The 24,950-nt window shown below is 51.0% G+C and carries 19 protein-coding genes and 1 pseudogene; 8 read left to right on the top strand and 12 right to left on the bottom strand.

Features of this window, described 5'->3' with window-relative positions:
* The first annotated feature begins 16 nt into the window (after positions 1 to 16).
* Positions 17 to 1,111, top strand: a complete 1,095-nt coding sequence (locus CVV30_00895) for a GTP-binding protein (GenBank protein PKL69962.1) — start codon at positions 17 to 19, stop codon at positions 1,109 to 1,111.
* 435 nt (positions 1,112 to 1,546) lie between these two features.
* On the opposite strand, the gene CVV30_00890 is transcribed toward CVV30_00895, so the two are convergent.
* Entirely contained in the window at positions 1,547 to 2,440 is an 894-nt protein-coding gene (locus CVV30_00890; GenBank protein PKL69961.1) for a hypothetical protein, read from the bottom strand.
* Positions 2,441 to 2,495: 55 nt separating this feature from the next.
* On the opposite strand from CVV30_00890, the pseudogene CVV30_00885 reads away from it, so the two are divergent.
* Positions 2,496 to 2,796: pseudogene (locus CVV30_00885) on the top strand (hypothetical protein).
* A 41-nt stretch (positions 2,797 to 2,837) separates the two neighbouring features.
* Positions 2,838 to 3,839: a flap endonuclease-1 gene (gene fen, locus CVV30_00880; GenBank protein ID PKL69960.1), complete on the top strand. Its 1,002-nt coding sequence runs from the start codon at positions 2,838 to 2,840 to the stop codon at positions 3,837 to 3,839.
* Between the two features lie 205 nt (positions 3,840 to 4,044).
* Here the strand turns inward: fen and CVV30_00875 are convergent, their stop codons facing one another.
* The 4 genes from CVV30_00875 to CVV30_00860 all read right to left on the bottom strand — a co-directional run bounded on the left by CVV30_00875 (position 4,045) and on the right by CVV30_00860 (position 7,268).
* On the bottom strand, positions 4,045 to 4,548 hold the full coding sequence (locus tag CVV30_00875) for a hypothetical protein (GenBank protein ID PKL69959.1): 504 nt from the start codon (positions 4,546 to 4,548) through the stop codon (positions 4,045 to 4,047).
* A gap of 261 nt (positions 4,549 to 4,809) precedes the next feature.
* Entirely contained in the window at positions 4,810 to 5,589 is a 780-nt protein-coding gene (locus CVV30_00870) for a hypothetical protein (GenBank protein ID PKL69958.1), read from the bottom strand.
* Between the two features lie 192 nt (positions 5,590 to 5,781).
* Positions 5,782 to 6,021, bottom strand: a complete 240-nt coding sequence (locus CVV30_00865; protein ID PKL69957.1) for a hypothetical protein — start codon at positions 6,019 to 6,021, stop codon at positions 5,782 to 5,784.
* A 251-nt stretch (positions 6,022 to 6,272) separates the two neighbouring features.
* Positions 6,273 to 7,268, bottom strand: a complete 996-nt coding sequence (locus CVV30_00860) for a hydroxyacid dehydrogenase (protein PKL70919.1) — start codon at positions 7,266 to 7,268, stop codon at positions 6,273 to 6,275.
* A 531-nt stretch (positions 7,269 to 7,799) separates the two neighbouring features.
* Between CVV30_00860 and CVV30_00855 the strand changes: the two genes are divergently transcribed.
* Genes CVV30_00855 through CVV30_00845 form a run of 3 tightly spaced genes read left to right on the top strand, consistent with a single transcriptional unit; the run spans position 7,800 to position 10,402 of the window.
* A complete protein-coding gene (locus tag CVV30_00855; protein PKL69956.1) occupies positions 7,800 to 9,140 on the top strand; it encodes a transposase in 1,341 nt (446 codons plus the stop codon).
* 60 nt (positions 9,141 to 9,200) lie between these two features.
* Positions 9,201 to 9,485, top strand: a complete 285-nt coding sequence (locus CVV30_00850; protein ID PKL69955.1) for a hypothetical protein — start codon at positions 9,201 to 9,203, stop codon at positions 9,483 to 9,485.
* A 2-nt stretch (positions 9,486 to 9,487) separates the two neighbouring features.
* A complete protein-coding gene (locus tag CVV30_00845) occupies positions 9,488 to 10,402 on the top strand; it encodes a DUF91 domain-containing protein (GenBank protein PKL69954.1) in 915 nt (304 codons plus the stop codon).
* A 52-nt stretch (positions 10,403 to 10,454) separates the two neighbouring features.
* On the opposite strand, the gene CVV30_00840 is transcribed toward CVV30_00845, so the two are convergent.
* The gene (locus tag CVV30_00840; protein ID PKL69953.1) at positions 10,455 to 11,456 is read right to left on the bottom strand and encodes a hypothetical protein; all 1,002 of its coding nucleotides are present in this window, start codon (positions 11,454 to 11,456) and stop codon (positions 10,455 to 10,457) included.
* 265 nt (positions 11,457 to 11,721) lie between these two features.
* Complete coding sequence (locus tag CVV30_00835) at positions 11,722 to 12,081, bottom strand: hypothetical protein (GenBank protein ID PKL69952.1); 360 nt, start codon at positions 12,079 to 12,081, stop codon at positions 11,722 to 11,724.
* A gap of 874 nt (positions 12,082 to 12,955) precedes the next feature.
* On the opposite strand from CVV30_00835, the gene CVV30_00830 reads away from it, so the two are divergent.
* Positions 12,956 to 13,507, top strand: a complete 552-nt coding sequence (locus CVV30_00830) for a TATA-box-binding protein (protein ID PKL69951.1) — start codon at positions 12,956 to 12,958, stop codon at positions 13,505 to 13,507.
* Positions 13,508 to 13,631: 124 nt separating this feature from the next.
* On the top strand, positions 13,632 to 13,817 hold the full coding sequence (locus tag CVV30_00825; GenBank protein PKL69950.1) for a hypothetical protein: 186 nt from the start codon (positions 13,632 to 13,634) through the stop codon (positions 13,815 to 13,817).
* 96 nt (positions 13,818 to 13,913) lie between these two features.
* Here the strand turns inward: CVV30_00825 and CVV30_00820 are convergent, their stop codons facing one another.
* The 5 genes from CVV30_00820 to CVV30_00800 all read right to left on the bottom strand — a co-directional run bounded on the left by CVV30_00820 (position 13,914) and on the right by CVV30_00800 (position 24,856).
* Positions 13,914 to 14,465 carry a hypothetical protein gene (locus CVV30_00820; protein ID PKL69949.1) on the bottom strand — a complete coding sequence of 184 codons (552 nt, stop codon included), beginning with the start codon at positions 14,463 to 14,465 and terminating at the stop codon, positions 13,914 to 13,916.
* The gene (locus CVV30_00815; protein ID PKL69948.1) at positions 14,466 to 15,479 is read right to left on the bottom strand and encodes a hypothetical protein; all 1,014 of its coding nucleotides are present in this window, start codon (positions 15,477 to 15,479) and stop codon (positions 14,466 to 14,468) included.
* Positions 15,480 to 15,674: 195 nt separating this feature from the next.
* A complete protein-coding gene (locus tag CVV30_00810; GenBank protein PKL69947.1) occupies positions 15,675 to 16,607 on the bottom strand; it encodes a hypothetical protein in 933 nt (310 codons plus the stop codon).
* A gap of 161 nt (positions 16,608 to 16,768) precedes the next feature.
* Positions 16,769 to 18,958, bottom strand: coding sequence for a hypothetical protein (locus tag CVV30_00805; GenBank protein ID PKL69946.1), 2,190 nt, complete (start codon positions 18,956 to 18,958; stop codon positions 16,769 to 16,771).
* A 165-nt stretch (positions 18,959 to 19,123) separates the two neighbouring features.
* Entirely contained in the window at positions 19,124 to 24,856 is a 5,733-nt protein-coding gene (locus CVV30_00800) for a hypothetical protein (GenBank protein PKL69945.1), read from the bottom strand.
* Positions 24,857 to 24,950 lie beyond the last annotated feature (94 nt).

Raw genomic sequence — 24,950 nt, 5'->3', positions numbered from 1 at the left:
TATAGGTAGGCGATTTATGGAATTTGAAAAAATGCCGACGGTGCCAACTGCGGACGAGATCCTCGACCGGAGTTTCCGCCGTGCAGCAAAGAAGATGAAGGAAAAGACCAACAAGGAACGCGCAAACGAAGAGTTTGTCCGGGCCGTTGGTGCAGCGGTTCATGATCGCCTTGTCTATATCATACGGGGATTTCCCGAATTCGATGACCTCCCCCCGTTTTACCGGGAACTGGCTGATATCCTCTACGGGATCGAGCGGATAAAAATGTCCCTTGGGGCCGTGGGCTGGGCTGCCAAGCACACCAAGATGATCGGAAACCAGCTGGCCGTGCAGTCCCGCAAGGCTGCCGACACCCTCATTGTGCGCAAGCGGGCGGTAGCCCGGCTCGCTTCGATGGTGCACCAGATCGATAAGGACCTGCATTTCTTAAACGAAGTGAGAAATGTCCTGCGCCATCTCCCCCATGTCGAAGACGCGTATACCATTGTGATTGCAGGCTACCCCAATGTAGGGAAATCCTCGTTTATCAAACGCGTCTCATCAGCAGCCCCCGAAGTGGCGGCATACCCGTTCACCACCAAGGGAGTTATTGTCGGTCACCGGGACCTTCCCCGCGAGCGGATCCAGTTCGTGGACACACCGGGCATTCTCGATCGCCCGGCAGAGGAACGCAACCAGATCGAGCGGCAGGCACTCTCTGCCATGATGAATGTTGCCGATATCGTGCTCTTCATCCTCGATCCCTCAGAGCACTGCGGCTACTCCATGAAAGCCCAGCTCCACCTGCGCGATGAAGTTGCAGGTATGGTGGATGTGCCATTGATTGTCGTTGCCAACAAGTCCGACCTTGTTGGAGGGGAAGGTTACCTGACGATGTCTACCAAGACCGGAGACGGTGTCGAGGCGGTACTCGCAGAGATCCTGACCCACAAGCCGGAAGCAGAGGCAAAGAAGAAGATAGTCAAGGATATCAGGTCTCCCATAAAGCATGAAACCGAAGAGACGGAGATAGATGTTGACACCGGTGAAGAGATAGTAGTTGTCCGGAAACGGAAGGTCCGTAAGCCCCGCACCGCCCGTGCGGGAAAGGATCTCTCGATAACAACCTGATTCATCTTTTTTTTATCTGTTTTTAAGAAATACCTGCTCTGGTGTGAGCCTTCTTTCGAGTGATCCCTTATTCTCTTTGACATAAGGGAGGGTGACCCCCTCTCTCCCCCAGAGGGGGAAGCAACCCAAGGGGAGCATCCCCTTGACCCCATTTTTCGAAGGCTATCATCAACATTCTGAGGACAATTGCAACATCGGGAATTGAACGAATTAATGAGAAAACAGAAGGAGCAGTGCAGGAAAATTTCCTTCCGGGTTGGATCAACCGCCCTGCCCAGCGAGGCCCCGACGATGCGGCCGGGCGACCCCGATGGGGGGGCTTGCTCGTAATTATCAAAAAGGATTCTGGTTTTCCAAGACACGTTTTATGAAAATATGCAGTTAATCAGGAGCAGCCCGATAAAAAAAGTATTCTTCCGGGAATTTTTCCACCCATTACATCCACGTCATCGCTGCCAGCCCGATAAGGAACCCGATAATCGTCCCCCCGTTCAATGGCGGAAGCCCGGCCTGGGGTTTTCCCGACATGACAAAGTGGAGCAGGACCAGGAGACCGGCCAGCGAACCGATGATCGCACCAAGGGCAGGAAGATTGAGGATGCCCCCGATTTTCGACCCCTGTATGAATACATTGGCCGATACTACCAGTATGGAGGGCATGATCAGGTCGCCCATACCGATGATGAACGCAGACCGCTCCCCGCCATCGCCGAGCTTCCCGATACCTTCCTTGATGAACGAATAGTCCCGCTTCTTGGGGATGACGAAGAGGATCGGGGTCTTGAGATCGATCACGCCTTCGGCAAGGGTGATCATGTGCTTGGTCTTGTACACCGAGATCGCATCGTAGACTGCGAGCAGGATGAGCAGGATGACCACCGGCCAGACATCCAAAGAGACACCAAAGATCGAGGCAACACCGGCGCCTATCAGGATCCCGAGCGCATCGATCACGTACCATTCCGGGTATTTGTACAGGAGTGCCGTTGCGATTATCGCGAGCACCAGCACCGCGATGGTGGCAATATCAGTAACCCCGAATGCTGCATAGACGAGGGCCATGAAGATATACACGAACGTGAAAAAGAGCGAGAGCCCGATGACTGCCGCAATCACCTTTTTCATATCGTATTTGATCAAGAGCAGCAGGAACCCGGTAAAGACCAGCAGGATCGCAATAAAGATGAGCGGGTTTTCAAGCGAGGTGGGATCTTCGAATGCTACAATTCCTGATGCCTGCACGGGCAGGGAGAGCAGGACTGCGCCTATCTCTACGATGAGGAGCAGGAGGGGCATTGCGAGAAGGGGGATGAGATTTTTCGTGTCCATGCGGGATCTCCGTATATTCGTTAGATTAATTACTGTGCTCTCATCACCTAAAAGCATGGATATACGTGATTACCCGGTCGATATCCTGCTCACTGTTATTCTGGTAATTTCCACCCTTGTTCTCATTCTCCGGTTCTGGCAGGACCTCACGATCGCGGTTGCCGCATGCCTGATGATGCTCTCGCTGGGCGGGCTGTTTATGTCGATGCAGGTCAAGGTGCGCAATCTTAAAAAACAGCGTGATCGCCTACGAACATATGCTCCGCACCAATCTCGAAGAGATCTCGGACCGCATGGTGACCAAATATGACCAGGCTTTTCTCCCATCTCGACGAACTCAATGCCGAATATGCTAAACGGTCATACAAATAACCTATAAACCAGAGCGTGAACAGGCATGGGCGTTGCACTACGGGACATTCTGGCAGACTATAAGACACCGGTTACACTGGAAACCATTCCCGGTATCGCAGCTATCGATGCGAACAATACCCTCTACCAGTTCCTAACCATCATCCGGCAGCCGGACGGCACCCCGCTGATGGACGGGCGCGGGCGGGTCACCTCCCACCTCTCCGGCATCCTGTTCCGGATTGCAAATTTCATGGACAAGGGGATCAAGCCGGTCTTTGTGTTTGACGGGAAACCCGGCGAGCTCAAGCAGGCAACGGTTGACCAGCGCAGGCAGCTCCGCGATACTGCGGGGGAACGCTGGAAAGAAGCAGTCGAACGCGGGGATGAGGCCGAGGCCTACAAGCAGGCGCGATCGGCAACCCGGGTGGATGCGGAGATTATCGCGTCTTCCAAGGAACTCCTAGGTCTGCTGGGCATCCCGTTCGTGCAGGCACCCGGGGAGGGGGAGGCACAGGCCTCCTACATGGTGGCAAAAGGGGAAGCCCGGTATGTGGTGTCGCAGGACTATGATACGCTCCTGTTCGGGGCCCCTACCCTTGTCCGCAATCTCACGGTGAGCGGCAAGCGCAAGATCCGGGGCCGGCAGATCACGGTGAGCCCGGAGCGGCTGGTTCTCTCGGAAGTGCTCAACGGCCTGCACCTTACCCGCGAGCAGCTGATCGAGATCAGCATCCTGATCGGCACCGATTTCAACCCGGGCGTTGCGGGTGTGGGCGCAAAGACCGGCCTCAAGATCGTGCAGAAAGGGGAGTTTGCTGCAAAGCTCAAAGAGAAGCAGCCGGACTTCGATCCGGCCCCGGTGATGGATCTTTTCCTGCACCCCCCGGTAACGGACGATTACAACCTCGTCTGGGGGCACCCTGATACAGCAGGGATAAAAAAGATGCTCTGCGACGGCTATGAATTCTCGGAAGACCGGATAAACAAGGCGCTTGAGAATTTCTCGGTCAAGGCAGGGCAGAAGACGCTGGAGAGCTGGTTTTAAAGTATTCATCGCGTATTAAAAAAATACCGTTAGCGGGGGATTTGCTCCCCCGCCGTTTACTGCTTTTTCTGTCCTGATTCTTCCATGTGGTCGAGGACCCGGTCCCACATTACCAGCAGGCCGGGGATTACCACGTAGGCGAGCAGTCCCGTCCCGAGGAACGCTCCCGTGAGGATGAGTTCGGTGTCCATGTTCCTCACCTCTTTTAGTTCAGCGCTGTTACGCCGTCTGCCCAGGTTTCCACAACTGTGCGGATCCCATCATCTTCGTAGGATGAGAGGGTCACCTGCTGGCGGGAGAGGGTAACGAAGTACGTCTCTCCGCTGGGGTCGTGGCACTTTAAGGTCACCGAGAAGGTGTCCTTGTCCGTGTCGTGGTACACCGTGCCCCCGTGTGCCGCAGTGTTTGCGGTGTTGGCAAGTACTGCTGTTGCCCCGGCAGTGAAGCCGGCGATCGTGTTGTAGCTCTCCGAGCCGCTGCCGATCCGGTTTGCCTGTCCGTCCTGGTACACGAATTTTGCCGTGTACGCTTCCCGGCTCTTCTCTACGGGCTGGTGGTTCTCACCGCTCAGCATGTACGAGATGCACCCGAACGGGTTGGTGGTGATCACCGCCTGGACGATCGTATTGAACGCCGTTATGTCGGCAATCGGGTCCGCAAGCCTCCGGGTTGCGCTCTTGATGTTTGTTTTCTGTGCGAAATCTCCCATAATCTATCACTCCTTGTTTTTTTTCCTTGTCCTGGTTCCTCCCTGGCCGGGCCGGTGTGGCGAGCCGACCTCCGCGTTTTGCGCCAGGATCCTCCGGATCCCGTGGTGCAAGCAGACGAGGGCTCTGAGCGGTCCGTGCCATACTGGTTTCTGCCTGGATTTGGCGGGACCCACGATTAAGTCTTATCGTGTCCCGTGTGTGTTCGGACTTCTGTACTCTGGTGTCTTGCGGGGCGCCCGTTTGACATACCACTATGGGTTTTACAAGGGTATAGCCGTGTGAACGGGGGGTGCATCCGGGGCGATTACAAGCCCGGCTGGCTCAACCGGGCAGGGAGAGTTTCGCGCTCGTCGATTCGCCGGCCCGGAGGTTGTTATTTGCTGATCGGACGGGGATGCGTGCGGGGTTTTCATAATTTTCTGCATGGTTACGACGTTGCCAATGCCCCAGTCCCAGACCCGGTACCGCAGCAGCCCGTGAGCCCGCGAGATGACCATGAACTGGATGTTGTCGGCTTCGGTCCGGTAATACGGCTCCATCTCCCGGACAATCTCCTCATACTGCTCCCGGACATTGCGGGCGTTTGCAACGAGCTCTATGGGTCGCGTCACCCGGATCAGGATCGATCCCGCATTGCTCCAGCCGATGAGATCGAACGGGGATTTTGGATCGGGAATGACCCCGACGATATACCCCTCCTCTTCGAGCAGGGCCGCGATCTCGCAGCTCCCCCGGGGCACGTGCTGGCCGTTCTTTTTGCCCTTGGCCGCAACCCCGCCGGCGTTCTTCTTGTGCCATTGTCCTTTCCGGCGCTTCTTGCCCTTGACCGAGCTGCGACGCGGGGATTCCTTTGGCCCGGTCTCGCCCGGCCCGGTTCTGTCCCGACCGGCATCGTCAGTTCCGACCGGCATGCCATCGAGTTCGATCGCCCGTGCGGGAGCTGCGGTTACTGCCGCATCCATCTTCTCCGCAATCGGGGTGTTCTCCTGCGATTCCTGGTTTGTTTCTGTAAATCCATTTTCTTCTGCGAATCCGTTCATTTTTTTTCACTTCTGAGGGGTTTGTTCGACAACGATTTCTTCGGGCGCCGGGGCTCGTTCATGCAAATTTTAAAAACGCCGGTCCGGGGAGAGCCGGGGCTCTTTCTCCTGTCAGAAACAGCCGTGTGAAAAGCGGCAGGTCACCTCAGGGATTAAAGCTCCGGTAGAATTCCAGAACGCCGGACCGGGCGTTTACTGACTATCTTTAAAGAAGGTGAAGAGCGAGAAGAGGGGGGCGTGGCCGCTCGTTTTCCTGTACCGCTTCCCCATGTCCAGTACATTTCCCTTGGCTGCTACAAGGACCGGCCAGGCATCGGATGCAGCTGAGGGGGCGGACATAATCCAGTCGATCACGACAACGCACTTTTGTTTCAGCGTTGCAAAGATCTTTTTCGCCAATGTTCCCAGTTGTCCGACGTATTTGCTGATCATTGTATTGATCCAGATGTTAGCAAATTCGGGTTAAAAAGGTAATTGGTAGCTTCGAATTTTTTCGCAGTTATTCTGGCAAGTATGCGGGAATCGGGGCTTGGATTGGGGCGGAATTTAGGGGCGGGGGGATTAGGGATCCGGGCGCGGCTATGGGATTTGTAACGGAGCGTTTTCCGGGGCCGGATTCGGGAGAGGGGTTGGGGGGTGCGGCAAATTGAGAGGGGCGGAAATACCGGATCCATCAGGATTTTTTAGTTCCCGCGTTTCTTGTGCTCAATCATTTTTGCAGCAGCCTCGAACTCTGTATCGGAAGACGCATTTTCTTCAGCGAGCCGGCGCAGGGAAAATTTTTCAAATTCTTCTAATGCGAGGTGCTGTGCAATTTCCATGGATATTTTCCCGGCATCCTCAAGAATTTCCCGCTCATTGAATTTGAGGAAATTATCCAGTTTCTCTCTCCACTCGATCATGTACACGGGCTGTTTTCGTTCGGCCTGGGTCTCGGCATAATCGAGATACATGGTGATGATGCGATTGAGCTGCCGGATCTCCGTCTCGTCAAGGTAATTTTTCGCAACGGTGACATCGCTCTTTCTCACCTTTGCCCCTTTCCAGGCAGTAAGCCCCATATTCGGCAGGGATGCATCGGCCCGTTCTGCAATAATCTCCGCAGCGGTATGGCCGGTGATTGCCCAATGCAGCTTGTTCTGCACGATCCTGAAAAACCCGAGCGTTGTTTCCGCATGCGGATCGTAATCGATCGCGAGCGTATAAATATCCTTAATCTTCTGGTAGAACCGCTTCTCGGATGCCCGGATATCCCGGATGCGTTCGAGCAGTTCATCGAAGTAGTCCGCACCGATGCTCTTTCCTTCCCTGAGCCGCTCGTCATCGAGTACGAATCCTTTGATGAGGTATTCGCTCAACCGTTCGGTCGCCCACCTGCGGAACTGCGTGCCCCGGGGGGAACGGACGCGGTAGCCAATGGCGAGGATCATGTCAAGATTGTAGTATTCAATAGAGCGCTGAACGGTTCGGGTCCCTTCATTTTGAACTGTCAAGTATTCCTTGACAGTTGCTGTCCGCGAGTGTTCTCCCTCTGCCAGAATATTCCTGATATGGAGGCTGACATTCTGTTTGGTTATCTGGTAGAGTTCAGCGAGGAGTGCTTGGGTGAGCCATACCGTTCCTTCTTCGAGCCGAACCTCAATACGGCTTGTCCCGTTTTCGGACTGGTAAAAGAGAATCTGGGAACGGGTCACCGGTTCCGGAACTGGGTTATCGCTCAATCGTTTATCACCATCGCTTCCTTAGTCTTAACCGGATGTTTGGCCTTTTATAGTGTATTACCGTGGGGTGAAAATAAATGTGGGATCGTTTTGTTGGCGTCAACAACAGGGTCTGAAACCAGGTTTTTTCGCAGTTATTCTGGCAAGTATGCGGGAATCGGGGCTTGGATTACGGTCGGATTTGGTGGCGGGGGGATTGTGGATCCGGGCGCGGCTGCGTGATTTGTAACGGAGCGTTTTATGGGGCCGGATTCGGGAGAGGGGCGGGGGGGTGCGGCAAAAATGATGGGAGCAAATCGTGACTGCGGATTGTGCGATCTAAATTAGAGAGAATAACAAGTCAGTGTTTATTTGGCTTTGAAAGAACCTGAAAATTTTTCAGTAATTTACAGAACCTTTTTGTTCTTCCTCCACCAATCAATCTGTAAATACCTGTAAATCTTGTAAGAATTTACAGAGTTTAGTAGATGATAGTAGGTCAGGTGCGGGATGAAGATACCTCAAAAGCCACCGGATATAAAGGGAAGTTTCTCGGAGGAGTATGAGTCCTTTGCTTCAATTTTTTTCTCAGAGGGGGAGGAATCCAAAGAGATCCGCCATTTGATCCGCAAATACAATGAATCAGAGTATATACACTGGGACGATCTCCGTCGAAAAAAAATCCCCTATGACCCTACCCTGTTCTGGTACGCGATAAAAGACCAACGCAGGACCAAGTACCGAAGGATAAAGATCGGAGATGAAAAATTCCTCTTCTACTCCCCGGAAACATTCCAGAAACAACTCCACCGCATCGATAAGGCATCCCCTGCATCTTTCGACTGGCTGTTTGGAGAATTTCCCAGTGAGGCGAATAAGAAACAATATCTCGCAAATTCCCTGATGGAGGAAGCCATCGCTTCAAGCCAGCTTGAAGGGGCCGCGACAACCCGGCCGGAAGCCAAGAAGATCCTGCGGGAAGGAAGGAAGCCGAAAAACACTTCCGAACGGATGATCGTCAACAACTACCAGACGATCCGCCGCCTCAAGGAGCTGCGGGACAAGCCATTGTCCCGGGAACTCATCTTAGAGATCCACCATGAGATCACCCAGGGGACCTTAGAGAGCGAAGCCGATGAAACGGAATTCCGGACCTGTGATGATATTGTTGTAGGCAGCAAAGCAGACCCGACAAAGATCTACCATTACCCGCCCGAGTGCAGGAAAATCCCGGCAATGATGGATGATCTCATTGCATTTGCCAATAGTGACGATGAATTCATTCACCCGATTGTCAAAGCGATTATCATCCATTTCCTGATCGGGTACATCCACCCGTTCAATGACGGTAACGGCAGGACCGCCCGGGCGCTCTTCTACTGGTTTGCCCTCAAGCATCACTATGACCTGCTGGAATACATCTCGATCTCGCGGATCTTCGTGCATGCACCGGCCCAGTACGCCCGGGCCTACCTGCTGACCGAGACCGACAGCAACGACATGACTTATTTCATTGATTTCAATATCCAGATCATCGGCCGGGCACTGGAGGACCTGAAACAGTATATCATCCACAGGAAGCAGGAAGAATCGGCATCACTCCATCTCGTTGAACAGATTCCCGACCTGTCATTCCGCCAGGCAGAGATTCTCCGGGACTTCATCCGGTACCCGACCCGGTACTACACCATCAGCGAGATTGCCGGGAAATACAAGGTGTCCTTACCCACTGCGAGAACCGATCTCCTGCTGCTTGAGGAGAAGGGGAAGCTGAAGAAATACCAGGATGGCAAGCGGCAGGTGTTTATGTACCGGGGGAAGGGGAAGGTGCAGAAAAATGGTGGAGATTAGATCATGATTTTGGATTTCTGGATTCGCGATCTATGTGTATAGTATAGGGACCGGGTGCGGGTGGTTTTGCACTATACTAAGAGGGTTATTTTTCCTTTGTCGGGTTATCAATTCCCAACTGAAATATATTTCAACATATTTAACGGTCATAAGCGTGACACACTAGTAATGGTATCACCAGAGATGGACCAGTCCCTCAATCATGAGAAGACGCTGCTGTCCCGGCAGGTTGAGGCGGCGGATGCGGCGATCGATGCGCTGGTGTACGAGTTGTACGGGCTGACGGTAGAAGAGATTGCGATTGTTGAAGGAACTACAGTTCCACACAATCCAGTTCAGGAGTAAATATGGGAGACATCAGACTTTTTAAAATAAACGGCAAGGCCGTTTCAGAGCTTCAGGGATCATCATCCTCGATTGAAAGATCTCTCCAGTCATTCATGGAATCTCAACTCAATGATCTTCTGGGTGTACGGTTTCTGGCAACGGAATACTCCACCGGAAAAACACACGGAGGCCGAATCGATACATTGGGTATAGATGAAAACGGGTGCCCGGTGATTATTGAGTTCAAGCGTGCGATGAACGAGAATGTTATCAACCAGGGTCTTTACTATCTCGACTGGCTTCTCGATCATAAAGCAGAGTTCGAGCTTGCAGTCCAGAAAAAATTCGGTAAAGACATTGCTAATATAATCGAATGGAGTAGTCCCCGGTTACTATGTATTGCTGGTGATTTTACCAAGTATGACATTCATGCAATCCAACAAATCAATCGCAATATCGAGCTCATCAGATATCGCAACTATTATCCTGATCTTTTTCTTCTGGAACTTGTCAATGTGAAAAATGCAGATTCTAACGGTTTGACAATTTTAAAAGATGGGGAAAAGAAAGAGACAATTTACAAAACAGTTTCAGAGCAAATGGACTCTTGTGACACAGAACTCTGCGATATATATGAGTCATTGAAATCATATGCCGAAGCTCTTGGAGATGATGTCCAGGTAAAAATTCTGAAATATTACATTGCCTTCAAACGGATCAACAATTTTGCATGTGTTGAAATTTTCCCCCAGAAAAAGGAACTTAAAGTGTATCTGAAAATTGATCCCAACACGATTACTCTTGAAAAAGGATTTTCCCGCGATGTTAGCGACATTGGACATTGGGGAACGGGCAATCTGGAACTTGTCATAAAAACAGATAATGACCTTGAAAAAGCAAAACCGCTGATAGCCCAGAGTTACGACAAAATGTAAGTGAGAATCTCAATTAATAATTGTTGTTAAATCACTCAACACAGTTATTGTATTATCGAATAATTTTTTGAAAATCATATATTTTTACCATATAGGGTTTGGCAATTTTTTTTGCAATTGATTCAACATACTTATCTAGTACTGGGGATTGTGTTGCCCTTGACGCTGCAAAACCAGCCGTTGCACCCCCAATAGATCCAATAAGTCCACCTAAACTACCGATACTGAAACCTACAATTCCACAAATGACATCGACACCCAATTTACATTTGGCCTTATTTCCTTGTATTGCGGTATCATGCCAAACATTATCCATTATTTCTTCTAACTCATTTTTATTTTCAATAATTTTTGTTGAATTCTTATCAATAACTGCTTCATTTAAGGCAGAATATACAGAGTATAAATCATTCTTTTTATAATCAGCAATGACACATTTGCACGCATGCAGACTATCCGGATATTGTGTTGTCTTTTTTAACAGGAAATTGCCAACTTCCGGGATAAATACATTTTTTGGGTCGATTTTTGTTGATACATTCAACGTTCTGGTGTTTTGGATCATCTCTAATGGAACAACAGGATTTGCTTTAAACGGGTCAATAAGAGGATGAACCAACATAGAATATGCAAATTCGAGGTTCTTGGTTGCAAATTCTGGATCAATTAGTATTGTGTCAAAAAATTGCTCACTTAGTTCAGTAAAACCGAAATGCTTTAAAAAGGCATATTGCCGAATGTAATCCTTACGGAAATGACTTTTTATCGAGGGATCTGGGATTTTCCTTAATACTATTTTGAGTATAGAATCAAGATCCTTTTCAGATTGGTCAAAACTTTGCTGCATTGCAGTATTTTGATAATTTTTATTCATTGCATAAACCGGCGGTGCGAGTTCTTCTAAAATTGGATCTAAGTAATCAAGCCCGGCATATGATATGGGGGGCTCTGATAATACAAATTGGACTTTATTTGTATCTTTAACAAATTTTACAAACTCAGCAATATCATTTATTGAAATATTATACGCATTTTCAAAAGTTGCTTGATTCATTGGACTTAAGGGAAAAACGACAGTTCCTGCGAATGCTATCTGACTCCAAATTGATGGTGTTGGACATGAGATATTAAACACAGGACTATCCAACTTGGGGATTCTATCAACAATGGATTCATATTTTTCAAATTGATCTTGTTCATGAAGTTCGTATTCAATTAAATTGTTTTTATCCATGTAATTTTGCTTTATATTTTATGACGATAAAAGCAGTAGGTATAAAAATTCGAGAACATTCTCTTCTATTCATATCAGTCATCCCCTACCGCGGCAATCCCATCGGAGTTATTGAATCTGCTAACAAGTGGAACAGATACCCAAGGAAAAAGCACGATGCCAGATAGAAAGCTGAAAATTCTGAAAAGAATGCGATACCGAGAGCAATCAGTGCTGTTAAACCGAACAGGCAAAAAATGACAACTAATGTCCCGAAACTATGGAAGAATCCCCGGTGCCGGTAACTGGTAGCAGGTTCAATAAAATCGGGAATAATCGAACCAATTACAACTGCTGCTGCTCCCCAAATCAACGCATTGTTTATTGAACTGACAATGTTACCGATAAAATAAGCATACATGAAAAATGCGATAATTCCGATGAAAATATGCTCGCGGGAATTCATTTCTGATTTTCATTTAAATCTCACCATAATAAACATGAGGGCATGTGAAGTGAAAGTGTTGACCCCTTGGTTTGACAAAATACATCATTCCACCCCTTCAGGTTGCATCGATTCAACTCCCGCTTCGCATATAGATCCATTCCCTCACCCAAAATTCCGGGAGGGGAGGTCCCCACACTCCAAACCCCAAGCGGGGGGGTCCCCCACCCCCCTCTCCAAAACCCGAGGGGGGGTATCCACCCCACCACACACCCCCTCTTGCCAAAGACAGGGTACCACCCCCCCTTCCCTGCACGTGCCCCGCCACGGTTTCCGCTGGAGTCACGACGCAGGGGCCTTCCCCTCAGCCCGATCCCGGAGGGGGGTACCCCCCACTCAAAAGTACGAGAGGGGGTACCCTACCCCCCTGTCAAAAAAACGAGGGGGGGTATACCCACCCCCTCTCCAAAAAGTGAGGGGGGGACCCCCTCCCCCCTTGTCTGCACAAAGACAGGGTACCTCCCCCCCTCCGGGTGCAGGCACCGGGCCACGGCATCTTGTGGAGTCACGCCGGAGAGGGGTTTTTGTGGAGGGGGGGTTATGAGGGGGGGATACCCCCTCTCATCCGTACGAGTGGGGGGGACCCCCTCCCCCTCTCCAAAAAATGAGCGGGGGTATACAGCCTACCCTACCCCCCCTCTTGTCCAAGACAGGGTACCACCCCCTCCCCCTCTCCAAAAAATGAGAGGGGGTATACAGCCCCCCCTCCCCCCCTCAAAAAAAGGGAGAGACCCCCCATTCTCAGATCGCGCAACGACCAAAACTACCGGTGCCGGTAAGACCGGGAAACAATTGACCGATAACACCTTGCCATCATCCTACCCATCTAACCATCATGAATAAAGAAAAAGGTCAGTCTCCAAAGATCGAAAATATTGTTGCTTCGGGATCTGTCGCTGATTCGATCGATCTTGAGATGCTCTCTGCCAAAATAGACAGCTGCGACCTCAATAAAAAACGATTTCCCGGTGCAGTATTACGCCTTCAGGACCCCAAAATCGCGGTACTCGTATTTTCTTCGGGAAAGGTAGTATTAACCGGCGCCAAAAGCCCGGAGGATTTGGTCCGTGGCCAGAAGGTTCTCATCCAGAAAATGAAAGAGGCCGGAGTAATCTGCCATGATAAACCGAGTGTGGCCATTACCAATATGGTCTGTTCCTATGACCTCAAAAAGTACATTAACCTCAATAAGGTCGTTATCACGCTCAATGTGGAAAATATCGAATATGAACCGGAACAGTTTCCCGGGTTAGTATACCGTATAGCAGATCCAAAAATTGTTGTTCTTATCTTTTCATCAGGAAAAATAATCCTTACCGGGGGAAAAACCATGGAAAATGTAGAGAGAGGAGTTGTATTCCTTGAACAAATGTTAAAACAGATTTAATTATACTATTTTTTAGAATTCTCCATCCCGCCAAACCCGGCCCCGGCACAAACCTATTGAGCACCGGAATAGTAAAGAGAAAATAAACAATCATCCCGATCCACAAATGGAGGGAACTAAAACAATGAGCTGGCAGGACACTCTGTTTTTCCCGGGCGTAATACCCCAGATCGCGGGGTTTTTTGTCTGGGTATATGGGTTAGGCACCGGGGATCTGGTGATCCAGATACTGGGAGGGGCACTCATGTTCGTCCCTATTGCATTGCATATCGTCCCACTCCTCTGGCGGGAACCGGCCGGGTCTGAATAGCACAGGATACCGGCACCGCATAAGTGAAACCCGGACAAACCGGCAAAAAAAGTTACCTTCCCCCTCACCAGGACAGCAACCCGGGGAAGGATTGGATTATTCCGTATCGATGACCGTATCCACAAACGTGGTCAGCTGGCTGATGAGCATCGGGTCGAGCCCTTTTTCCACGGCAAGGAATATCCCGGAAAGGTCCATGAGCCGGAGTTTGTTGGTAACGAAATGGATGAACTTCGAGATGTTCTGGGACGAGAGGTAGATGAGCATGGTGCTGACCGAATCGTACAGGATGCAGACTTTCTTACCGGAATGATCCTTTAACACTTCCGTGACCGCAATACCAAGGTCAGTAAGGTTAGCCGGGTTATTCACAAAACGGACAACCCCGGGAATATTCTCTGCGCTGCCAATGGAGTTCCGTGTCACGGCATCGATAAACGAGACCGTTGATATGTCAACCCCGTTCTCCACATAGAGTTTTGAGAGGATGTTATACGGGAAATTTATCGTCACGATGATCGTGTGATACCCGTTTGCCGAGATCTCCTTGATCAGTTCGATATTCCGCTGCCGGATATTTGCAGACGCTGCAAGGATCAAAAAGATCTGTTTTTTCTCCAGGTCTTCACGGCTGACAATGGCACCCACTTAATCACCCTCAAGGAATTTCCGGTAGGCCTCGGGAATCGCCCGGTTCTTCTCTAAAATCGCCTGCTGGAATTCCTGCACATTGGCGGCAACCTGCCGGGCGTTCCTGACCTGGCCGTCAAGCAGCATCGCCGTCTCTTCGGTCGTAATCTTTCCTGCCCGCAAAAGCTCTGCCACCTCATGGAGATTATCCCGGATGATCTCCACCGGCTGTTTTATCCGCATCGCCATCTCGGTCATGTAGGCCACGAGCGCCTCTTCGGCAATGCGCTGTTCGGTGATATCGACACCGATAGAGATCACGTGCTTCACACCGCCGATGTTGATCTGGCGGGTGTTCCACGAGATGACCTTCTTCCCGCTGGTTTTGGTCGTGACCCGGGTCTCAAGGTTTGAAAAATGCTGCTGTGCCGAAATGACCTCTTTTATCTGCCGGGTTACGGTCTCCCGGTAATCCTCATCCGGGTAGAGCAATTTCCAGATCCCGTACCCGCCGATCGCTTCAGAAGGGGAATAGCCGGTGATCTCCTCTGCGGCCTTGTTCCACGTCACTACCTTGCCCTTATCGTCAAGCACCGTGATCAGGACATTGGCACTGTCGATGACACTCTCCCGGAAGGAATCGAGTTCCCGGATATGGGTGAAGTCCTGTCCAATGGCTATTACATGCTTCATCCCATCCAGTTCAACTTCCTTGGTGTTCCAGAGGATAACCCGGTGTGCCCCGGAATGGGTGCGGATCATTGTCTCAAAATTTTCGAAATAATTCTTTTTTGCAAGAATTTCTGCCAGCCTGCTGTTAACACTTTCACGGTAGGCTTTGTCCGGGTACAGGTGCCTCCAGATGGAGGTAGTACCGATAACATCCTTTTTGGAATAGCCGGTGATCGTCTCGGCAGCATGATTCCATGCAAGGACCGTTCCTTTCGGGTCAAGAACTGCAACAATGACAAGGGCATTTTCCAGTATTCCCGCTTCAATACATCCGATATGTCCTGGTTTTTTCTCGGTCATAGGTTCCTCGTTGTCCTGCTTACTCCGTTCTCTGGTTCAATTCAGAAAGAGTTGGTAAATGCCACATTTTCAGGTATTCAAATGGGACAAAAGTGGTCTTTTCCACCGTATACCAAGACATATCAGGGTAACTTTAAAATCATTTGCACGATTGATGCATCTCAAAAAAAATTGCCGGCATACCCTGCAGGGATCTTACCGGTACCCCATCGCCGCCCCGAGCAGGTTTGTCGTGATGCGCAGCGCTTCTACCTCATCCGGTGACCGGGTTATTTCGGCCTTATCGAAAAACCCGATAAAACCCCAGAAGTTGTCCCGGATGAAAATCGGAAGGACAACTCCGGACTTTACCCGGAGAAGCTCAAAAAACCGTTTCTCATCTTCAGGAAGGGTAGAGAGCGTGTCTGATATCACATCGCCTTTCACCAGCAGGTCACGCCATCGGGAAAGGTTCAGGTCAGCAAATTTAAAATTTTTCAGTTCCGAATTAAAGAGGTTGGATTTGTACACCGGGCATATCCATTCATAGATGAGGCTGAGTGTTTCCTGACCCGATGTATCGGTATCTGCCTTGAAGATCCCGATTGCGCCGGCATCCAGTGCAAGGCCGATAGGCTCGAGGATATCCCGGATATCCGAGGATTCAAAAATACGGGGAATCGAGCATTCATCGCGGGAGATACGGAGCAGCCATTCAACCGCTGAGCTCACCGCAAAGAGGATTGCATCGCGTTTCTTGATCTCGTGCTCGATCCGGTGCTTGTAGAGCGCCATCTCGATCACCGAGTGGAGTTCCCGCTCATCATAGGGTTTGATAACATACCCGTACGGTTCGGTCACCTTGGCCCGTTCGAGCAGGGCCTTGTCGGCATAGGCGGTGAGATAGATGACCGGGATATCATAGAGCACATGGATCTTTCCGGCGGCCTCGACCCCGTCCATGGAGGTGGCAAGGTGGATATCCATGAGCACGAGTGCGGGATGGAGTTCTTTGATCTTTTCCATGGCGATCTCTCCGGATTTTGCAATACCCGCAACATCGTATTCCAGGCTTTTTAGGGTCTCCTTGATATCATTGGCTACAATCGCTTCATCTTCTACGATAAATATTGCCAATTTATCCATCATGCTCCTTATACGTAATCGTTCATCTGGTAGAATAGATAACAGTTCCGATATAAAATACTCGATTTATCTGGCCGGAACGGTAATTGTCGTTCTCTCTTGATGGGAGAGGTGCCGGAAACACGATAATTTTTTTACAACCGGTGCGGTTGTTCCCCCTGAGGTTAAGAGGAACTGCTTTTACCGGCAGGGGTTTTCTGGATCTCGATAATAAAGGTCGTTCCGTCTCCCGCGCCAAGCACAATGGTGCCGTTTAACTGGCTGACGAGGTCATTTACCAGCCGGAGACCAAGGGATTCGGTGTTCGTCCAGTCAAACCCTTCAGGTATACCGATCCCGTTGTCGTGATACACGAACCGGAGCCTGTCTGCACCATGCGGGGTACATTCGATGGAGACTTTGCCTTCCCGTCCATCAAGGAAGGCATGTTTGAGCGAATTGGACAGCAGTTCGTTCATGATAAGCCCGATGGGAATCACCGTATCGATATTGGCCATGGGGTCTGCCGGGGTCACCGTAATGGTAATCCTGTTCGGATGGAGGGAGTATAACCTGAAGATCTGCTTTGCCAGGTAGTCCAGGTACTCCATGACATTGATCTCTCCAATATTTTCAGACCGGTAAATCCGCTCGTGCACAAGGGCCATGGCCCGTACCCGGCTCTGGCTGTCCCGTAACGTTTCTAAGACCTTGGGATCGGTGATATACCGGGACTGGAGATTCAAAAGACTTGCAATGATCTGGAGATTGTTCTTCACCCGGTGGTGGATCTCGCGGAGCAGGAGGTCTTTTTCTGCCAGCGATCGGGTGATCTGCTGCTCGGCAAAGTTCCGTGCCGAAATCTCGGCAGTCAGCTGCAGGTTGGCCATGCTCAGGGCCCGGGTCCGTTCTGTTACCCTTTTTTCCAGGGTCTCGTTTGCTAACCGTATAGTCTCCTCAGCCTGCTTTAATGTGGTAATATCCGTCAGGACATTCAGGCTTGCTGGTCTGCCCTCGTATTTGATGACAGCGCCATTGACCAGGACCGTGTGGTACGTCCCATCCCGTGCTGCAATCTCTATCTCGTAGGAGGGAAATTTCTCTCCCGTCATCCGCTTCGGAATCGCCTGCCGTATTGTATCATGATACTCCGGTGCTATGAACGGGAGAACCGGTTTGCCGATGAGTTCTGCGGGTTCGTAACCAAAATACGAAGCCGCTACCGGGTTGACATAGAGTAAGATCCCGTCGCGATGGACAACCACGTAATCCGGCAACTGGTCGATGAGGGTACGGTAGCGTTCCTCACTCTGCTTCAGTTCGTTCCGGGACTCGGCAAGCTGGGAAAATACCGGATCGATCTCCTGCACAAGCCGGGATAGTTCATCCTCACCCGTGTCACCGGGTAAAACGGCATCATGCCCGTTCTCGCCGTTCTTTCGCACGGTACTGATGACCGCGTTGAGGCGGGAGAGAACGATCCGGTCAATGAACAGCAGGACAAACAGGATGATGAATATACCCGCACCCAGCAGGCTTGCGAGGAAAACGAAGAGGGTGTCCTGCCCGATATGATAGGTTGTCCGGGGCCCGGTGATCCTGACATAAAAACCGCCCGGGTTCCGCATATCTTCGACATGGACGTACCCCGTCACAGTATCGGCATCCTCCGGGACGACCACTACGGGAGATTCAGGGGTAATCTGGGCTACCGCACGGGCAAGGGAAGGATCCGTTGCGATCTCCTGCGGCGTAATCAGGGTTACCTGGTATCCCTCACGGGTGGCGAGAGCCGCAAGGTAACGGCTGTCGATACTGCGCAGGATGTACAGCCTCCCGGCAGCAGGCCCTTTGAAACCATCATTGAGCACCGGGTGAGACGAAAAGATGAAAAGGCCGGCCGGGCTGTCAAGAATCCCGTACGTGCCTTCCGTTGAAGTAACATTATTCTCCGCCCTGTTGAGGTCCTGGAGATCGCTTTTGAGCGGTGCCGGCACCATCTCGATCATCTGCGAACTCGCATTATACCCTCTTCCGAACACGAACGTATTTGAGCCGTTGAAGAGCAGCACGTAATCAAGATCGAACCGGGTAAAGAAATCGCTCCCGGCATTATGGTCAACCCAGCCGGGATTCTGGCCTTCAACAAAAAGGTAGGTATCCGTCCAGGCGGCATAATCGCGGTTGACCGAGTACGTGTGTTTCATATCGCTCTCAAGAGAGCTGACCGCATTTTCCAGGGTATTCTGGACTTCCTGCTTTTCGAGCGTTCGGTAACTCTGCTCCAGGGAAATATACGAAAAGACGGCCACAAGGGTAAACGAGACCATGAGCGCAATGCCGATACCCAGGAGTAATTTCATTCGCAGGTTCATGGGAACACACGGAAATACGAATATAAATGGCTATTATTGCCTTTTTTTATAAGGATTTAGATATTCCTTTTTGCCTTCCTTAACCACAAAAAGAGCAGAATACTTCGCCGTACACGTTCTCCAGATGAGGCAGGGGGAAAAGAGGTCTGTTCCCCGGGAAACCCGTTAAGATTCGGGTTTTCTTTTCAGCGTAACGGTAAAGGTTGTTCCCTCGTTGCTGTCCAGTGTGATGGTTCCGTCTACCTGGTCGACAAGACTGGTCACCAGGCGCATACCCAGCGAGGTGGTGTTTTTCCAGTCAAGATCTGCCGGCATCCCGATGCCATCATCCTGTACAGCCAGGGTGATAAGATCCCCGGTGTCACCGCCACTGATACGGATCGTTCCTTTCCTCTCGTCCGGGAAGGCATGCTTGAGGGCATTGGAGACGAGCTCATTCATGAGCAGGCCGAGGGGAACAGCCGCATTGATGTCCACCATGATCTTTCCCATGGACATGTCCAGCTGCACTCTCTGCGTATCCATGCCGTAATAGGAAAAGAGCTGGGTTGCAAGGAACCGGGTATAATCGGCAAAGTCGATCCGGGAGAGACTGTCAGAGCGGTAGAGTTTCTCGTGGACCAAAGACATTGCCCTCACGCGGTTCTGCGTTTCGGCCATGATCTGTTTTGCCGCGGGATCATCGGTCTGGCGCATCTGGAGGTTGGTTAAGCTGATGATGATCTGGAGATTGTTTTTTACCCGGTGATGGATCTCCCGCAGCAGCAGGACTTTTTCTTCCAGTGACGCCCGAATCGATTCCTCATCCTGTTTCTGGCGGGTAATATCATGGGCGGCAACGATAATCCGGTCTTTTCCCCCGTCCATCCCCTTAATGACCGAGGCGTGCACGGACAGGGGAGTGACATGGCCATCGGTTCTCCGGACCTGGATAACATACTCGATCTTGCCTTCCGAAAGGAGTTTTGAAAATGCATTTAAGATATTCCCATCGTCAACGAGAAGGCTGATATACGACATTCCGATCAGCGTTTCTTTGGGCATACCGGTCATGATTTCACCGGTGGCATTGACATCCAGGATAATACCATTCTCGTCGAGGACTGTCACGAGGTCAGGGTTTGATTCGATAACCGACCGGGTGTAACTGAGCGCTTTCTGTACATCCTGTTCGGCACGTATGCGCTGGGCAACTTCATCTTCCAGCAACCGGGTCCGGTCCTTAACGATCTGTTCAAGATCCCGGTTCATCCGGGCCAGATCAGCCTCTGTTTCCCGGATACGGGAGATATCCCGCAGGGATTCGATCGCGCCGGTGATCTTTCCCTGTGCATCGACAAGCGGGGATGCAACAAGCGAGACGGGTATCCTGTGCCCGTTTTCGGGTACAGTAATCTCAGCCTGGGCAGTGACGGTGTTGTCCTCCGAATGAATATGGGTATAATTCATCCTGGCGGCGTCCTGGTCCGGGTGGAGAACCAGATCGATAAGGATCGAACGACGTTTCCCATACTGCCAGAGACTGTACTCGTGGTCGCCTTTACCGATGATCTCTCCGGCAGGCACGCCGCTGAGTTCTTCAAGGGCCCGGTTCCAGGCAAGCACCTTCCCGTCATTGTCGATGACAAATGTTGGATCCGGAAGGAAACGGATAATATCCGAGAATAACTGCCGGGACTCGTGAAGCGCTTCTTCAGCCCGTTTACGATCGGTAATGTCCCGGGCCATGGAAATGACGCAGGGCTGACCTTTGATTTTAATGAGCCGGATACTCGTCTCTATGGGCAGGAGCGTGCCATCTTTCCTGACCACTTCACTTTCAAAGGTGGCATATTTTTTTATGGGCAGTTCTGCTAAGATCGATGGCAGCTTCCGGATGATATCAGGAGAGTCGATTAAGGCAGAAGTTCCGGACAGGAGTTCTTCTTTGGTATAGCCGGTCTGTTTGACGACCATATCGTTCACATCGATAATCCGGCCAATCATCCCGTTCTCCAGGACTCCCATTAAGAGAATCGCATCATTGGAATTTTCAAAGATCATCCGGAATTTCTCTTCACTATCCCGCAATGCCTCTTCCACCCGCTTGCGCTCGGTGATATCCTGGTTCGCACCAAAAGTCCTGAACACGTTTCCCTGTGCATTCAGGATTGGGGCATACCGCGCAATAATCATCCGGATCTCCCCGTCACGCCGGATGATCCGGTGTTCCATCTGGCCACGGTAGAGGGGATCTTTTGTTGCCAGTAATTTTTGGATCTCCGCACCAACCGTACTAACGTCGTCGGGATGGACAAATTCACGGGCATAGGTCTCCGCAGACATCCGGTAGCCTCCTTCCCGTTCTGCAGTGGTACCATACAGGGCGTAGAACCGGTCATCGAAGGTAAACTCCCCGGTCCCCACATCGAACACCCAGTTCACGATTAAGGCGAGATCCATGGCATTTGCCAGCAGCATCTGGTTCTGGCGGAGCAGTTCTTCCACTTTTTTCCGGTAGGTGACATCCCACACGGTTGATATCATAATTTTTTTATCAGGAACCGGAACATTTCTCGCAATAACAAACGTAGTCTCTTCTCCCTTACGGGTGATCGGGATATCGGGCCAGTTCATACGTTCAAGATCGCCACTGGCGCAGTCGTCGAGCACTTTCTTTTTCATCGTTTCCCGGAGGACCGGATCCTCATAAACCACGTCCCAGAAAGCATCCGGCCGGGCAAGTGCCTCGCGTGTTGTCCGGTAAAATTTTGCGAAATTGTCGTTCATGTAGGTAAACGTTACCGCGGGATCGACTGAGTTTACGGCAACCCCGATCGGGAGGCTGTCCATGACCGCCTTGATATAGGCTTCATTCTCCCGCAGGGCATCTTCTGCACGTTTTCGCTCGGAGATATCGTGTGCAACTACCTGGACTCCGGCATATACCCCGTGGGTGAAAACAGGAATACCGGAACCTTCAAAAACAGCGAGGGATCCATCGCCTTTCAGCATCCGGAACTCGACCTGCTCTTTTGCGCTTCCGTTTTTCAGCCTCTCCATTGCCTGCGCTATCTTCATGAGATCTTCTGCCGGAATAATGTCCGGGCCCGCCCTTTTCCCGATAAACTCTTCCGGTGGACGTCCGAGAATAGAGGTAACGGAAGGCGAAACAAACGTTGGGTATCCTTCCGGATCTACGATGATGATCAAATCGAAGATTCTCTCGGTGATACCGCGGAACCTTTCTTCGCTGGAGCGCAGCGCCTCCTGAGCGAGCTTGCGATCGGTGATATCAAGAATGATACCTTCGTAATGGGTGATAATTCCCTCATTATCACGGCGGATATGAGTATAGTCATGTATCCAATGCTCCACGCCGTCTTTTCCTAAAATCCGGTAGATTTGACTGAATTCGTCGATAATATTTTTACTGTTATTTTCTACTTCTGCAGCTACCCGCTCAAGATCCTCAGGATGAATGATAGAGCTGAATGGCACCCTGCCCGATACAAAATCATCAACAGAATACCCGAACTGGGAAATATTGCTGCTCACCATTTCGACAGGCCAGTTCTCTTCTGCTTTCCAGAGGAACGCAACCGCCGGGCTGGTATTGATAATCCTCAGCTGCTCTTCTTGTAAGTGAAGCAGCTCTTTGATGCGATCCTGGATTGCTTTCGTCCCGGTAATATCCCGTATTGAGCCCTGGAAACCAATAGTATTACCGGCTGCGTCTTTCCGTTCAACCGTGGTGATGAGTGTATTGAGTATGGTTCCGTCTTTTTTCTTTAAATCCACAGGATATTCAACCGAAAATCCTTTTTCGCGAATATACCGGATATGTGCGTCCCTTTCGTCAGAATTTGCATATATCTGGGAAATTTTTGTCTTGAACAGATCTTCCCTGCTTTCATAACCAAGTAATTCAACTGCCGTATCATTGAAATCCACCCACCTGCCATCCAGGGTAGTGATAAAAACGCAGTCCCGCGACGTGGTAAAGAACGCACGGTATTTCACTTCGCTCTCGCGCAATGACTGTTCTGCCTGTTTGCGATCCGTGATATCGATGAGGAGGAGGAGAATGGCGGGATTATTCTGGTATTGTATATCGGTAGCTTTTACAATCACCGATCTCCGTGGGCCGTTTTTGGTGATCATCTCGATCTCATAAGGCGAGGTGTCCCCTCCTTTCTGGCGGGCAGTCATTTTGGCAATGACCGTTTCGTGATACTCTTTTGCCACATACGAAAGCACGTGGGTGCCAACCAGCGTACCTGCATCATACCCCAACCCCTTCGCCGACGCAGGGTTCACGTAAAGGAGATTGCCGTCCAAGCCGTACACAGCAATATAATCCGGCAGGTTCTCCACGAGACCACGGTTGAATGACTCGCTCTCCTTCAGCGCGATCTCCATACGCTTGCGATCCGTAATATCAAGGAAGGCACCGATCAACCCACCCAGGGAGCCGTCTTTGTTGAAAAACGGGGCTTTGTAAAAGATGACGTCACGGCGGGAACCATCCGCATACTGCACCTGGGTCTCGTAGCGCTGGGAAACAGGATTGTCAAATACCTCCCGATCGGCCGCGGTGTATTTGTCTGCAAGGTCCTTTGGCGAGATATCATAGGCGGTCTTCCCGATGAGACTGTCACAGCTGCTCCCGATATACTCTGCAAACGGGGGATTGCAGCCCAGGTATTTCCCGGTGGTGTCCTTGAAGAAGATCGGGATGGGAAGCGTGTCGATCATGGCGGCAAGGAAGCGCGAGCTTTCCCCGGCACGGAGCTCGGCTGATCTCTGCGCCGTAACATCACGGCCTATCGCGATATAGCTGGTGATGACCCCGTGATTATCATGCAGTGCCCGGGTATTCCAGACAATGGTCTTTTTTGTCTGGTCTGCACACTGGATCTCGGTCTCAAAGTTCTCTAAAAACACGTCCCGCCCGATAACCCGCTGAATATCCCCGGTCACTTTCCGGCGGTATGTTGCATCCGGGTAGAGTTGCCTCCAAACGGTCTTCTTTCCCAGCACATCCCTTTTCTTGTACCCGCTGATCGCCTCGGCAGCATCGTTCCAGACAAGGAGGATGCCGTCCGGATCGAGCACCGAGATCCAGACATTCGCGTTGGCAATTACGTTCTCCTGGAACTGCTGCATCTCTTGAAGAGCATCCTGCGCCCATTTCTCCTCGGTGATATCCTCACCAAACCCAAGCACTCCCGTAATGGCCCCACTCTCATCGTGCATAACGGTGTTATGCCACCGGATGATCTTCCCGGTACCGCCACGGGCCAGTACCGTATTCTCGATAACCCGGTTGGGTTCAACCACACCGGCAATCATCTGTGAAAATACACGGTTCACCCGTTCCCGGTCTTTTTCCGGCAGGAACTGGTCAGCCCAGGATTTCCCGACAACCTCTTCGGGGAGATACTCAAGGATTTTTCCGCCGTTCTCATTGAGGTAGGTTATCACCCCGTTCCGGTCAAGAGCGAGGATGATCGCCGGTGCAAGGGAAAGATATCGCTCCCGGAGTTCGGTGGACTGATGCCGGGCATTCCGGGCCTCGATAAGGCGCTCTGAGAGGTACGCCACAACCGCAGCGATACCCACAAAAACAAAGAACCGGTATAATGCACCCAGGATAACATCCGGCTGCCCGGGTTCGAAAATGATGACAAGGCCAAGATAGGCAAGGCCAAGGAGCGTGGCAAGACCGCATCCTTTCCAGCGGTAACGATAAGCAAGGAGAACAATGGGGAAATAATAGAGGTGCATGAAGATGGTGGTGATCCCGTTAGCCAGGCACCAGATAGTAAAGAGGATGACTGCTGCTGAAAGCGCAAGGATAATGCCCTTCCACCACGTTTCTGTCAACAGTAATGACGAGGAAGCCGGATGATTCATGTACCGATCACGCAGCTCCGTTTCATGTAACACCAACCTGTGCAAAGGAGCTGATATCGCGCTCCCCTGCGTATTTCACGGTTCCCCGTGAACT

The organism is Methanomicrobiales archaeon HGW-Methanomicrobiales-1 (assembly GCA_002839675.1).
In the GTDB taxonomy this organism is placed as follows: Archaea; Halobacteriota; Methanomicrobia; order Methanomicrobiales; family Methanospirillaceae; genus Methanoregula.
Note: the sequence above shows the minus strand (reverse complement) of the source record. Positions and strands in the feature narration are given on the sequence as shown.